Source organism: Salinivibrio proteolyticus (assembly GCF_027286365.1).
GTDB lineage: Bacteria > Pseudomonadota > Gammaproteobacteria > Enterobacterales > Vibrionaceae > Salinivibrio > Salinivibrio proteolyticus.
The window spans coordinates 252355-264372 of sequence record NZ_CP114585.1; the positions used below are offsets into that span (position 1 = coordinate 252355).

13 protein-coding genes and 1 pseudogene are annotated in these 12018 nt (G+C 48.7%); 5 read left to right on the forward strand and 9 right to left on the reverse strand.

Features of this window, described 5'->3' with window-relative positions; genetic code table 11:
- The first annotated feature begins 95 nt into the window (after positions 1-95).
- Positions 96-2255, forward strand: coding sequence for a S9 family peptidase (locus N7E60_RS15080; RefSeq protein WP_269598944.1), 2160 nt, complete (start codon positions 96-98; stop codon positions 2253-2255).
- Positions 2256-2365: 110 nt separating this feature from the next.
- Here the strand turns inward: N7E60_RS15080 and N7E60_RS15085 are convergent, their stop codons facing one another.
- On the reverse strand, positions 2366-3133 hold the full coding sequence (locus tag N7E60_RS15085; protein WP_269598945.1) for a siderophore-interacting protein: 768 nt from the start codon (positions 3131-3133) through the stop codon (positions 2366-2368).
- Positions 3134-3299: 166 nt separating this feature from the next.
- Here N7E60_RS15085 and N7E60_RS15090 point away from each other — a divergent pair, with 166 nt between their 5' ends.
- Positions 3300-3683: a cytochrome b562 gene (locus tag N7E60_RS15090; RefSeq protein WP_269598946.1), complete on the forward strand. Its 384-nt coding sequence runs from the start codon at positions 3300-3302 to the stop codon at positions 3681-3683.
- Positions 3684-3863: 180 nt separating this feature from the next.
- Entirely contained in the window at positions 3864-4595 is a 732-nt protein-coding gene (locus N7E60_RS15095) for a glutamine amidotransferase-related protein (RefSeq protein ID WP_269598947.1), read from the forward strand.
- Between the two features lie 93 nt (positions 4596-4688).
- Here N7E60_RS15095 and pcp read toward each other — a convergent pair whose 3' ends face one another.
- The 4 genes from pcp to N7E60_RS15115 all read right to left on the reverse strand — a co-directional run bounded on the left by pcp (position 4689) and on the right by N7E60_RS15115 (position 7816).
- The gene (gene pcp, locus N7E60_RS15100; protein WP_077639985.1) at positions 4689-5333 is read right to left on the reverse strand and encodes a pyroglutamyl-peptidase I; all 645 of its coding nucleotides are present in this window, start codon (positions 5331-5333) and stop codon (positions 4689-4691) included.
- 74 nt (positions 5334-5407) lie between these two features.
- Positions 5408-6547 (reverse strand): peptide-methionine (R)-S-oxide reductase MsrB, encoded by a 1140-nt coding sequence (gene msrB / locus N7E60_RS15105; protein ID WP_269598948.1) that lies wholly within the window; start codon positions 6545-6547, stop codon positions 5408-5410.
- 120 nt (positions 6548-6667) lie between these two features.
- The gene (locus N7E60_RS15110; RefSeq protein ID WP_077608514.1) at positions 6668-7378 is read right to left on the reverse strand and encodes an LrgB family protein; all 711 of its coding nucleotides are present in this window, start codon (positions 7376-7378) and stop codon (positions 6668-6670) included.
- 6 nt (positions 7379-7384) lie between these two features.
- Positions 7385-7816 (reverse strand): CidA/LrgA family protein, encoded by a 432-nt coding sequence (locus N7E60_RS15115; protein WP_167315444.1) that lies wholly within the window; start codon positions 7814-7816, stop codon positions 7385-7387.
- A gap of 129 nt (positions 7817-7945) precedes the next feature.
- Between N7E60_RS15115 and N7E60_RS15120 the strand changes: the two genes are divergently transcribed.
- Positions 7946-8845 carry a LysR family transcriptional regulator gene (locus N7E60_RS15120; protein ID WP_077669852.1) on the forward strand — a complete coding sequence of 300 codons (900 nt, stop codon included), beginning with the start codon at positions 7946-7948 and terminating at the stop codon, positions 8843-8845.
- 140 nt (positions 8846-8985) lie between these two features.
- On the opposite strand, the gene N7E60_RS15125 is transcribed toward N7E60_RS15120, so the two are convergent.
- The 3 genes from N7E60_RS15125 to N7E60_RS15135 form a co-directional block, all read right to left on the reverse strand.
- Positions 8986-9273, reverse strand: coding sequence for a type II toxin-antitoxin system RelE/ParE family toxin (locus tag N7E60_RS15125; protein ID WP_010377835.1), 288 nt, complete (start codon positions 9271-9273; stop codon positions 8986-8988).
- Positions 9270-9551 (reverse strand): type II toxin-antitoxin system Phd/YefM family antitoxin, encoded by a 282-nt coding sequence (locus N7E60_RS15130; RefSeq protein WP_021024253.1) that lies wholly within the window; start codon positions 9549-9551, stop codon positions 9270-9272. The genes N7E60_RS15125 and N7E60_RS15130 overlap by 4 nt, the downstream gene beginning before the upstream one ends.
- 97 nt (positions 9552-9648) lie before the next feature.
- On the reverse strand, positions 9649-10071 hold the full coding sequence (locus N7E60_RS15135; protein ID WP_269598949.1) for a hypothetical protein: 423 nt from the start codon (positions 10069-10071) through the stop codon (positions 9649-9651).
- Positions 10072-10534: 463 nt separating this feature from the next.
- On the opposite strand from N7E60_RS15135, the pseudogene N7E60_RS15140 reads away from it, so the two are divergent.
- Positions 10535-10837 (forward strand): annotated as a pseudogene (locus N7E60_RS15140) (LysR substrate-binding domain-containing protein); the annotation flags it as partial.
- 88 nt (positions 10838-10925) lie between these two features.
- On the opposite strand, the gene N7E60_RS15145 reads toward N7E60_RS15140, so the two are convergent.
- Positions 10926-11723, reverse strand: coding sequence for a hypothetical protein (locus tag N7E60_RS15145; RefSeq protein WP_046075942.1), 798 nt, complete (start codon positions 11721-11723; stop codon positions 10926-10928).
- Between the last annotated feature and the right edge of the window lie 295 nt (positions 11724-12018).

Consider the following 12018-nt stretch of genomic DNA (forward strand, 5'->3'; position numbering starts at 1 on the left):
ACTATTTATTGGAACTTGCTTGATGCCCTCAGGTCAGTAAAAGGATGCTTGCTTGTTAAATTACTGTTATGGCTAAATAAACCTGAAGGAAAAGTATGTCCCGACACATTTTACTCACCGGAGCACTGGCGGTGTCTTTGCTCTCAGGGTGCAGTTTTCAAGGAGAGTCACACGTGAAAGCTTCCAGCCCAGGCGAACTGAGTGCGCCTGTCGCGAAAAAAATCCCTCATGAAATGACCATTCACGGCGACACGCGCGTGGATAACTACTATTGGATGCGTGACGATGCACGCCAAGATCCCGATGTGATCGCCCATCTTAATCAAGAAAACGCCTATGCCGATCAGGTGCTCGCGCACACTGAGCCAATGCAGGCCAAACTATTCGATGAAATCAAAGGGCGTATCGTCAAAGACGACGCCTCGGTTCCCGTCAAAAAAGGCAGTTATTTCTATTCCAGTGAGGTGGAAGGCGATAATGAATATCGCACTTACGTGCGTGCGAAAGACTTTGCCGGCACCGACAAAACGGTAATTTTGGATGTCAACGCGCTCGCGAAAGGGCATGAGTTTTACAGCATTGGCCAACTCAGTGTCAGCCCAAACGAAAACCTATTAGCCTATGGGGAAGATACCCTTAGCCGCCGCGTTTATACCATTCAAGTTAAAGACCTCACCACCGGTGAGTATCTCGATGATAAAATTGAAGGCGCCTCGAGCAGTATTGTGTGGCAGAACGACAACCAAGCCTTCTACTACATCAAAAAAGATCCGCAAACCTTGCTGGGATATCAGGTATATCGCCACCGTTTGGGCACCCCACAATCCGCTGATACGTTAATTTACGAAGAAACGGATACCAGCTACTACACCGGCTTGAGTAAAAGCAAAGACGGTGAGCAGATCTTTATTTGGCACTCCAGCACTGAAACCAGCGGCGTATCGCTCGTGGATGCCAATGATCCGAATGCCACCGCCCAAGTGTTTTATCCGCGAGAAACTGGCATTGAATATGAAGTGGCGAAACGTGGCGAGTGGTATTACATCTATACCAACTATCAAGCAGTCAACTTCCGCTTGATGAAGGTACACCAAAGTGAGCGTGACGATCGCAGCCAATGGCAAGATGTGATCGCGCCAAACGATAAGGTGCAGTTGGTTGATTTTACGCTATTTGATAACCACTTGGTGTACGATCAGCGCGAGAATGGCTTGCCGCGTACCACAGTGCGTAACCTCACCACTGGGGAGGAATATCAGCTCACGTTTAACGACTCGGCTTATGCGTCCTACCTGACCGGCAATGCTGAAATGGATAACACCGCGGTGCGCGTGTATTACACCAGCTTGACCACACCGGGAACCTATTACGAGTTTGACTTGGCATCGGGCGAGCGTGAAATGCTCAAACAAAACCAAGTGCTGGGTGATTTCAACCCGGACAACTACCAATCCGAGCGGGTGATGATCACCGCACGTGATGGCGCGCAAGTGCCTGTGTCTTTAGTGTACCGTAAAGATCGCTTCAAAAAAGATGGCACCAACCCGCTCTATCAATACGGCTATGGCTCCTACGGCGCGACCATGGATCCCATGTTCTCTACCACGCGTTTAAGCCTGTTAGATCGTGGCTTTGTCTTTGCTATTGCTCATATTCGCGGCTCTGAAATGCTGGGACGCCCTTGGTATGACGATGGCAAAAAACTCAACAAAAAGAATACCTTTAACGACTTTATTGATGTGACTAAAGCGCTGACCGCGCAGGGCTATGGTGATAAAGACAAGGTGTTTGCCGTTGGTGGTTCAGCCGGTGGCTTGTTAATGGGAGCGATCATCAACCAAGCGCCAGAGTTGTATTTAGGCGTGGCGGCGCATGTGCCGTTTGTGGATACTGTCACCACCATGTTGGATGAGTCGATTCCACTGACCACCAACGAGTATGACGAGTGGGGCAACCCGAATGACAAAACTTACTACGAGTACATGCTTAGCTATTCACCGTACGACAATGTCAGTGCGCAAGATTACCCCAACTTGCTGGTCACCACAGGCTTGCATGACTCACAAGTGCAGTACTTTGAGCCAATGAAATGGGTCGCAAAACTGCGTGAACTCAAAACCGATAACCATACATTGGTGTTTAAAACCGATATGGAAGCCGGCCACGGCGGCGCGTCGGGACGCTTTAAGCGCATTAAAGAAGATGCATTGGAATATGCCTTCTTCTTTGATTTGCTCGACAAGCAGGGTAACTAAGTCGACGACTAAACGTTGAAGATCGAAAAAAGCGCCGCTATCGGCGCTTTTTTATGCGGGTAGAGACGCGATAAGCACGCTCAATGTCGATAAAAACGAGGTGCTCAGGCTTACTGATTGTTCTCCGCATCTTCACGCTTGATCACTTTGTGGCCTTCTTCGGTCACGCCATTTTTCCAATAGCTGCTGATGTAGATAAACTCGCGCTCAACATCACGATCGTTACGGAAATATTGGCGCATTGCGCGCATGCTTTCAAACTCACAGGCACACCACACGGACACTTGCCCGGCTAACCAAGGCTGTGCTTTTACCGTCTCGGCCAACGTCGGGGTGGTCAGCCAAATAATCTCCATCCCCGCGGGGGCGTCGAGTGGTTGAGCATCCTCTGCAGTATCGAGCTGGATCACTGCATAACCTTTGGCATCGCGAGGTAAGATCTTGATCTTGGCCGATAGTGCCGGCAACGCGGTCATATCGGCCGCCATAAAGAACCAATCCGCATCGCGATTAATCGGCGCAATCGTCCCAGGGCCGGCAATATTAATGGTATCGCCCACTTGGGCATTCAGAGCCCAGCGCGCGGCAAAACCACAGTCGGCTTGCTCGATTTGGTGGCGAACCATATCCACTTCAATTTGCTGCTGGCTAGGCATAAAGCGGCGAATGGTGTAGGTACGCATTACGGGGCGCTCGCCTTCTGCTAATCCGCTCAGATCGGTGCTTCCCGCTTTATCAAACAGTAACTTGATATAGCCGCCTTCACACTCTGCAGGGAACGCCGCGAAAGCGTCGCTTTGTAAGGTCAAGCGTTGCATATTGGGTGTGACGGTTTGGGTATCAATAACGTGAGTGAGGTGATAGTTCGGCTGTTTCATATTATCTAACTTAAAATCATTATCATTTACAATTAATCATACCATTCGGATGCGGGATGTGTAAGTGCTTTACATTGTTTTACGCTTCTCTACTAGGCAATACCCTGAGAAGTGAGTAAGATACAGACGCATTATTATTACTAAAAAACAATCACATGGAGCAAAAATGAAGAAAGTCATACTCACGGGCGCGATGGCGGTGCTGCTGTCGTTGAACGTCTCGGCCTCTGAGCTCAAGCCGATCATGAAAGAAATGAAAATGACCTTTAAAGAGGCGGCGAGCGCACAAAGTATCGAAGCCATGCAAGCCCCGGTTGCGAAATTAGAAACCCTGATCGCGCAAGCTAAAGCGGGTAGCTATCCACCGGAAAAAGCAGAGATCTTCATGGAAGGGTTCGATAAACTGGCGGTGACAGTAGAGGAAATTGATGCCGCGCTGAGCCAAGGCGACCTCGACCAAGCAAAACAAGGCATGCGCCAAATCGATGCCTTGCGTGAAGAGTATCACGACAAACGCAACCCAAGCATTTGGCAGCGTTTATTCGGTTAATCGCGCAATCAGTGAACGTGACGACAGCGAGAGCATGATGGCAATTGAACAGCTATTTCAGTTGCTGACTCAAGCGTTTGTGGCGCGTCCGCCACTGGTGGTGGGCAAGGCTTGAGGCCGCGGCTCAATATAGTATGCTTTAGCACAATCGTGCCTAAAACAAATCCCAAGGAGAGAGGAATGCGCGTCCATCTTGTTATTCACGAGGCGTTTGAAGGCCCAGGAGCCATTTTAGATTGGTGTGACGAGCGTGCCTATCATGTGACCACCAGCCATTTGTATCGGGGCGAGCCGTTGCTAGAAAGCAGTGAAGGCATTGATCTGCTGGTGGTACTCGGCGGGCCGCAAAGTCCAGATACGCCACAGTCAGAGTGTCCGCATTTCGATAGCCAACGCGAGCAAGCGCTGATTAGGCAGTGTATAGAACAAGGTAGTGCGGTATTGGGGATTTGCCTCGGTGCGCAACTGATTGGTGAAGCCTTGGGCGCACCGTATCAGGCAAGTCCTGAACCCGAGATTGGCTACTTCCCCATCCAGTTAAGCGAAGATGGCCATATCGACGAGCACATTCCGCACTTCGCGCCGCAAGAAATTGTGGGCCATTGGCACCATGATATGCCGGGGCTGACACCCAATAGTCGTGTACTGGCTAGCAGCGAAGGCTGTCCGCGCCAGATCGTGAAGTACGGACCACGGGTATATGGCTTTCAATGCCACCTTGAGTTGACGCCTCTGGCCGTTGAAGGATTATTGCACGCCGCCTATCCAGAGGGCGAGGCCGCTAACAAGCGCTTTATTCAAGACCCTGCCTCCATTCGCGCCTTTGACACGGCACCGATGAATGCGCACTTATTTGCCTTTCTCGATAGCGTGCTGACTGACAACGATCTCGTCACTGAGTGGTTGTTTTAAGCGACTAGGTTAGGAGCACGGTAACCGCCACTGTGCTCCACCTACTAAGCGCCATTGTTTGAGCGTCATCGTCTGAGCGCCATCTACCGCGTCTTAGTGCAACATGCCTTCACACACGGCGGTGACATCATCATCCAATAAACTCAACTCGATGGCTATCTTCATCGCTGCCACCACATCACTTACCGGCATGCTCGGGGCGCGGTGTTTGCACGCTTGTGCTGGGCTGTAGGGAATGTGAATAAAGCCGGCGCGTACCTCGGTGTGATGAGCCAGCGCATGCATCAAGCCATAAAACACGTGGTTACACACAAAGGTGCCCGCGGTGTAAGAAACACTGGCAGGATGATGCGCTTCGTTTAATGCGTTCACTAAACGGTTGAGGGGCAAGGTAGAGAAATACGCAGTGGGCCCAGATGGCACCACCGGCGTACCATGCGGCTGCTTACCGGCGTTGTCGGGAATGGGTGCGTCCTGATAATTGATCGCGACCTTCTCTAAGCTTATCTCTGCGCGACCACCGGCTTGGCCAAGGGCGATCACCATTACCGGACTGAGCGATTCTAGCGCACTGTGTAACGTCGGTAAGCTGTCTGCAAAGGTGCAGGGCAGGCGCACGGCTTTAACAATGCACTCCTCATTAGGCTGCCAGCCTTCTAATGCTTTTGCCACTTGCCAAGACGGGTTGTCACTCTCGCCGCCGAACGGTTCAAATCCGGTTATCAATATCGTGTGCATCCAATGCCTCGCGTAAAAAAGCGGTAGAGCTATACTCTACCGCAGGTTTACAAGCCAATCACGCAAAGGAAGATTTATTCAAACAGGTAGAGGTAATTCTCATAACCTGCCTCGGCCATTTTATCGACGGACACAAAGCGCATTGCGGCTGAGTTCATGCAATAACGCAAGCCGGTGGGTGCGGGACCATCCTCAAACACATGGCCAAGGTGCGAATCGGCGACTTTGCTGCGGACCTCGGTGCGCGTGTAGAACAGGGAGTTATCCGGCTTGGTAACCACATACTGCTCATTAATGGGCTGTGTGAAGCTCGGCCAGCCGGTACCGGATTTGTATTTATGAGTGGATGAGAACAGCGGCTCGCCCGAAACGATATCCACATAAATCCCCGCTTGCTTGTTGTCCCAATATCGATTGCGGAATGCGGGTTCAGTGCCGTCTTCTTGAGTGACTTCGTACTCAATGTCTGACAACATCGCGCGAATTTTTTCGTCCGAGGGGCGCGAGTAGCGGGTGTTAGTTGCTGTCATCTCTTCCGCTTTTTGCGCATCAATCATTTCTCGCAAGGTGACCGGGCTGTCTTTGCGATCATCACCAAAAATCTCGTCCAGATACTGGTCACGCCCTGATGCATAGCGATAGTAGCTATAGCGAATGCTGTGGTTTTTGTAGTAATCCTGATGATAACTTTCTGCTGGCCAGAATTTCTCAAACGGGATTAACTCGGTTTTCAGCGGCTTTTTAAACACGCCTAACGCTTCAATTTCCGCCATAAAATCCGCGGCAATTTGCTTTTGTGTTTCAGAGCGATAAAAGATCGCGGGACGATATTGTGGGCCACGGTCAACGAACGAGCCTTGGTCATCGGTGGGGTCGATATGACGGAAAAACTGATCCAGCACCTGTTCATAATTCACGACGTTAGGGTCATAGGTGACATCAATCACCTCAATATGCCCACTGGTGCCGGACGAAACCTCTCTATAGGTGGGATTTTCAAGCTCACCGCCTGAGTAGCCAGACACCACATCAATCACACCGTTGAGCTTTTCAAGATCAGATTCTGTACACCAAAAGCAGCCGCCCGCAAGGGTCGCTTTTTGGTAACCTTGGTCTGTGGTGGCGGTATCTTTCACCGCCGCATAACTTGCTATCGATAGCAAACTGAACGCTGTAAACGCGATAACGCGCCACATTGATTTGTGCTGTTTCATGATCGCCTCGTTATTGGGGTTGGTGAGGATAAAGACCTGCGCGCTAAGCAGAAACTTTCATCCTCTCCCACTTTTCTGTTGTTACAGATAACGTAGCGCAGAAAAGCCCTTAGCGATCACCTACCAAAGCAGCTGACCCAACACAGGGGCAAGCAACACAGTGACCATGCCAGCAATCATCATCACCACACTCGACACCACCCCTTCGGCATGGCCTATTTGATAAGCTTTAGCGGTGCCTGCTCCGTGCGCTGATGCGCCCAAACTTGCGCCGCGTCCTAAGCGTGAGCGAATTGCAATCACGGTCAGAATACTTTCACCAATTGCCATGCCAATCACCCCAGTGAGAACCACAAACAGCGCGGTGAGATCGCTTTGCCCGCCAATCGCTTTGGTGGCTTCTACGGCAAAAGGGGTGGTGATTGAGCGCATCGCCAAACTGCGTTGCAGCAGTTCAGACAGCTCAAACACCCGCGCTAGCACCACAGTACTGGTAATCGCGACCAGCACCGACACAGTGACACCGATTGACAGGGATAACCAATGGCGGCGGATGAGCGCGCGGTTATCATACACAGGGATCGCAAACGCTACAGTCGCCGGACCCAGCAGCCACAGCAGCCAGTATGATTGCGCCATGTAGTCTTGATACGGAATATTAAACCCGACTACCACCGCGACAATCAGCAAGGGCGCGAGCAACAATGGCATCACCAGAATGGAGGGATGACGGCGATACAGCCATTTACTCATGTAATAAAAGCCAAGAGTCATTAAAAAGCAGGTCACGCTTAATAACGAGGCGTGAAGCCAAGTAGGTAAAGCAGACATCATGGCTTAGCACTCCGGTTTTAGATCAGGATGATGCGTGTGGTGATGGTTACTGCGGCGGCGCGCCATTTTAACCTCAAAACGATACACTTTATCGACCACCCAAGCGGTTGACGCAATCACCATCGCGGTACTGAGAATTAGAACAACCATGATCTTAGCGCCTTCTTGCAGCAATAAATCTTGGTAGTTGACCACCGCCACCACCGCCGGCACAAAAAACAGCAACATCTCGGCTAACAGCCACGCCGCCCCGCGGCGCAACCAATCGGCACGGACAATTTTCAACATCAATGCGCCTAACAACAGCAACATACCGGTGAGGTTGGCCGGTAGTGGAATAGCAAAGGTTGTGACCAACCAATCAGACAAAAACCAAATGCCTGCTAAGACAAAGACTTGCAGTAAGGTAAGTAAGGCGTTTTTAATCAATTGCATCGAAGGCGTGCCAAGAATCTGTGAGATGGCTCATAGTTTACGTCTTGGCATAGAGTGAATAAAGTGACTTTTTTTTATTTAAACTATGCCAAAATGGCATGATTAACGATTAGCTTTTAAGGGCCGTTTATGGATATTCGTGCGTTGCGCTATTTTATTGCCTTAGTGGAACAGCAGAGCTTTACTGCCGCCTCGGCGTCGTTGCATGTGACGCAACCGACAATCAGTAAAATGGTGCGTAACCTTGAGCAAGATGTGGGTCAGCCGTTGTTGCACCGAGAGGGAAGGCGGTTTTGGTTAACCGATGCTGGAGAGGTGGTGTATCAGCGTGCGCAGAGCATTATTGCTGAGTTCGAGCAGCTAAATACTGAGCTCGACGATCTCAATCAACTGGCGCGCGGGCAACTTAGGTTGGGGATGCCGCCGATGATAGGGCCGCTGTATGCCAACGTGTTGCGTGAGTACCGACAACGCTACCCAAATGTCGCGCTCAGTATTGTTGAATACGGGGGGCGGCGCACCGAACAAGCGCTGATCAATGGTGAGATTGATGTGGCAATCACCATGCTCACTGACACCCAGCCTGAGTGCTTGCAAAGCTTACCCTTACAAACTCACCCCATTTATGCAGTGCTACCTAACCAAGCCGCGTGGCGTGCGCAAAAAAGCCTGACATGGCAGGCCGTCAAAGACGAGCCGTTTTATCTGTATAGCGCTGAATTTACCTTAAGCGATCGGATTATTGCCCGCTGTGAAGAGCATGGTTATCAGCCCACCATTGCCGCGCGTAGCAGTCAGTGGGATTTTTTAGCCGCCTTGGTAAAAAGTGGTGCTGGGGTAGCGTTTTTACCCGCGCCTTTATGCCAGCGCCTCAGCGCCAGCTTGGAAGACAGTGAGTTATTACTAGTGAAACCGATAAGCCCGGCGATTGAATGGCAACTGGGGTTAGTTTGGCACGGCGAGCGCTATGTCTCACGCACCGCCGAGGCCTGGATGCAGTTGTGTCAGTCGACGGAGGTGAATCGATAGACTCAGTGCTTTGATCTACAACGCCTTTTAGTACGCAATATGGTGGGGATCTTAAATTCGATGCATAGAGACAGCGTGATGTGGGACGAAGAAACTCGCTAAAATTTAGTGATTGACGACATACTCGTTATAACACAGTTTTACACGTCATCTTCCGACAACATTTGACGACAATTACGAACTGTTAGTACGCGGATCTCATGGCTTAAGCTATAGATAATACGATAGTGACCAAAAATTATTTCACGATAGTTAGTATTGGGCATTTCAGGAACAAAGCGCCCCATTTCAGGCATACTTCCAAGTAGTTCAGTTTTGTCAAAAACTTCGTTTACCCACTTTTCCGCCGCAGGTGGATTATCTAAAGAAATAAATTCCGCTGCATCGCCTAATTTCTGAAGCGCTAATGGAGACCAAACTACTTTCATTTCTTAATGCGCCCCAGTACTTGAGCACGAGCATCATCATTTGAAACACCAAGGCCTGAAGCTAATTGAGCTTCAGCTGTACGCATTTCTTCCAGTAACTCGATCTTCTCTTGCATTGCTTCATACTCTGCAACATCGAGAACAACAGCTACGCCTTTGCCATGCTGTGTGATGACCAATGGACGGCGAGTCTCATTGATTTGTTTGATGTAAGAAGCCACACCTGCACGAAATTCAGATAACGGCTGAATATCTTGATCGAAATGAATACGACTCATATTGAACCTCAAGTTGTACAAAGTAACGTACGAACTATAGTTCAATTAACCGTTTTGAGCAAGGAGTTGGGGTTGATTCTGTGTTAATGGGCATTGGCTATGACCACATTTGTACGATAATCGTAATGGCTACCCCACCTGCACCAATACCAAATAAAAACAGCTGCCACCAAAACAAACGCCACGATAAGTTTCCCAGCGCTTTGGTTTCTTGACGGTCACAGGAACTTACTGGCTCATTTTTGTAGCGGCAACGTGCAATTTGCGTGGTATCACGAAAATCCCGGAGGCGATTGATGGCACACCAAACAGCCAGACCAATTGAAACAGCCAATAAGTTCATTGCGCATGTTGCGATAATTAGCAAGCAACGACTAGCAGGCTGTGCGCCAATCAAACCAGAAACTAAAAATCCAAGAAGACCTGTAGATAACCCAAGCACAAGGTTTGATGCGGACGAAAAGTAGTCTCGCGTAACACTTTGCCACCGAATGAAGCTTTCTTTATCTTCTGCAGCCACTTACTTGCTCCTCCCCATTGACATTGTATTAGTGCGCATGCGCGATTTCCCAAAACCGTTATACGCACTGTTTTTTTACCTAACTATATGTTACCAATAGAACTTATCACCTCTAATGGATACTGCTCTTCCGCGAAAATGTTCATTACACCCATCCCTAATCGTGTATTCACACTATCCCCAAGTCTTAAACTGTAACTGCATGATTCATCGACGCTTTTAACTCGCTCCCACGCTCCTGCGTGGGAATGTATATGGATTTTGAATCATGGGCAGGATTCGCCAAAAGATCACCGAACTGCACTTGATCTCTGTTCTAACACTCGCGGACAGCGTCAATATCTTTAGCGAACAAGCCGGTTCAATACTCTAGGCGGCGTGATTTTACTCAGGTTATGGAACATTCAGTGTCTGAATGATAACTAGATATGCATTCCCACGCGGGAGCGTGGGAACGAAAAAAAGCGATCGGATTATTGCCCGCTGTGAAGAGCATGGTTATCAGCCCACCATTGCCGCGCGTAGCAGTCAGTGGGATTTTTTAGCCGCCTTGGTGAAAAGTGGTGCAGGCGTGGCATTTTTACCCGCGCCCTTATGCCAGCGCCTTAGTGCCAGCTTGGAAGACAGTGAGTTATTGCTGGTGAAACCGATAAGCCCAGCGATTGAATGGCAACTTGGGTTAGTCTGGCACGGCGAGCGTTATGTCTCACGCACCGCCGAGGCTTGGATGCAGTTGTGTCAGTCGACAGAGGTGATGGAGAAATAACCGTCCCCCTTAGCTAAGCTAGTGCTGAAAAATGGAATTGTGCAACATTCAAATAAAATGTAGGCCTCGCGACACTTATTAAGTGCGACTACTGTTGGTCTGTGTGGAGGTTCTCAAACTTCTCTGCATGTGTCCCCATCTCTGCCAGTTTAAATGATATTTCAGATATAATTTCTGAAACAACATTACCCTCAGGTACATCGCGAGCTTCATTCCAGTAGCTATCAGAAATACCATCACGTACATTTTTGTGAATAACTTCACGAGCTCGTTGCGGGACTTGTAAATAAAGCTCATAGGCACTATTGAATAACTCACGCCAACAGTTATCATTTGAAAAGTATTTTATTAGAGCATCTTCAAGCCTTTCTGATATAAAATCTACACCTTCGATATCCCGCTCATAACGTTCAAGCTCTTTTTGACTATCACTGATAAAAGCACCCAGTTTCCTTTTAGAAGCAAGAATCTCATAACCTAAATCGATACCTAGTAACTCAGAAATTCTTAACGCTAGAGTTCGTTGTTTTGAAGTTGATGGTTGTAAATCATCTGGTATAGCACTACTGTAGGCTTTTTCGAAGTCACTAGACAAAAATGAATCTGTAACTAAATCATTAATTTCATCCTGAGAGTACATAGACAAAGTTGAAAGAGCTAAAGCTGGTATTTCAATGCCAGCCTCTTTTCCATCAACTCGTAACTTCACAAATGCCGTCTTCTTCAATCTACTTTTTAAGTGAATCTCGCGAATAATGGATGTAACGTTAATCTCTCTTTCACGACCTTGAATAAGCGCTTCTTTATAACTTTGCATAATAAACTCAGAAACTGGAATCTCTTTAGTCACACCAGTCTCAGGATCAACTATTTCCAACTTACTCAATTTATCCTCCTAGAACGTAATATTAAATTAGTGCACATATCCGGTTTTCCAAAGTCCTTATATGCGCGATTCTCTGCCTAACTGGCTGTTTAAAATTCTATTTATTACTCATAATAAATGCTGATTGTCCGCGAATGTGTTCACGCCGCTTATCTCTTTTTCAGCATTAACACTATCCCCACGCAAGCTATATGCCTAATCGACGCTTTAAATCATCCGTTATGGCTGGGGGAGTGTGCATCTATCACGGATAAACGCGTACGCTTCTGCGTATAGTTGATGAGCTCATAAATAT

Bases quoted from the DNA above. Each gene is read 5' to 3' on its own strand.
- N7E60_RS15110 (WP_077608514.1), bottom strand. From the start codon at position 7,378: ATGTCTGCTTTACCTACTTGGCTTCACGCCTCGTTATTAAGCGTGACC.
- N7E60_RS15130 (WP_021024253.1), bottom strand. From the start codon at position 9,551: ATGAGTCGTATTCATTTCGATCAAGATATTCAGCCGTTATCTGAATTT.
- msrB (WP_269598948.1), bottom strand. From the start codon at position 6,547: ATGAAACAGCACAAATCAATGTGGCGCGTTATCGCGTTTACAGCGTTC.
- pcp (WP_077639985.1), bottom strand. From the start codon at position 5,333: ATGCACACGATATTGATAACCGGATTTGAACCGTTCGGCGGCGAGAGT.
- N7E60_RS15115 (WP_167315444.1), bottom strand. From the start codon at position 7,816: ATGCAATTGATTAAAAACGCCTTACTTACCTTACTGCAAGTCTTTGTC.
- N7E60_RS15125 (WP_010377835.1), bottom strand. From the start codon at position 9,273: ATGAAAGTAGTTTGGTCTCCATTAGCGCTTCAGAAATTAGGCGATGCA.
- N7E60_RS15120 (WP_077669852.1), top strand. From the start codon at position 7,946: ATGGATATTCGTGCGTTGCGCTATTTTATTGCCTTAGTGGAACAGCAG.
- N7E60_RS15085 (WP_269598945.1), bottom strand. From the start codon at position 3,133: ATGAAACAGCCGAACTATCACCTCACTCACGTTATTGATACCCAAACC.
- N7E60_RS15090 (WP_269598946.1), top strand. From the start codon at position 3,300: ATGAAGAAAGTCATACTCACGGGCGCGATGGCGGTGCTGCTGTCGTTG.
- N7E60_RS15095 (WP_269598947.1), top strand. From the start codon at position 3,864: ATGCGCGTCCATCTTGTTATTCACGAGGCGTTTGAAGGCCCAGGAGCC.
- N7E60_RS15080 (WP_269598944.1), top strand. From the start codon at position 96: ATGTCCCGACACATTTTACTCACCGGAGCACTGGCGGTGTCTTTGCTC.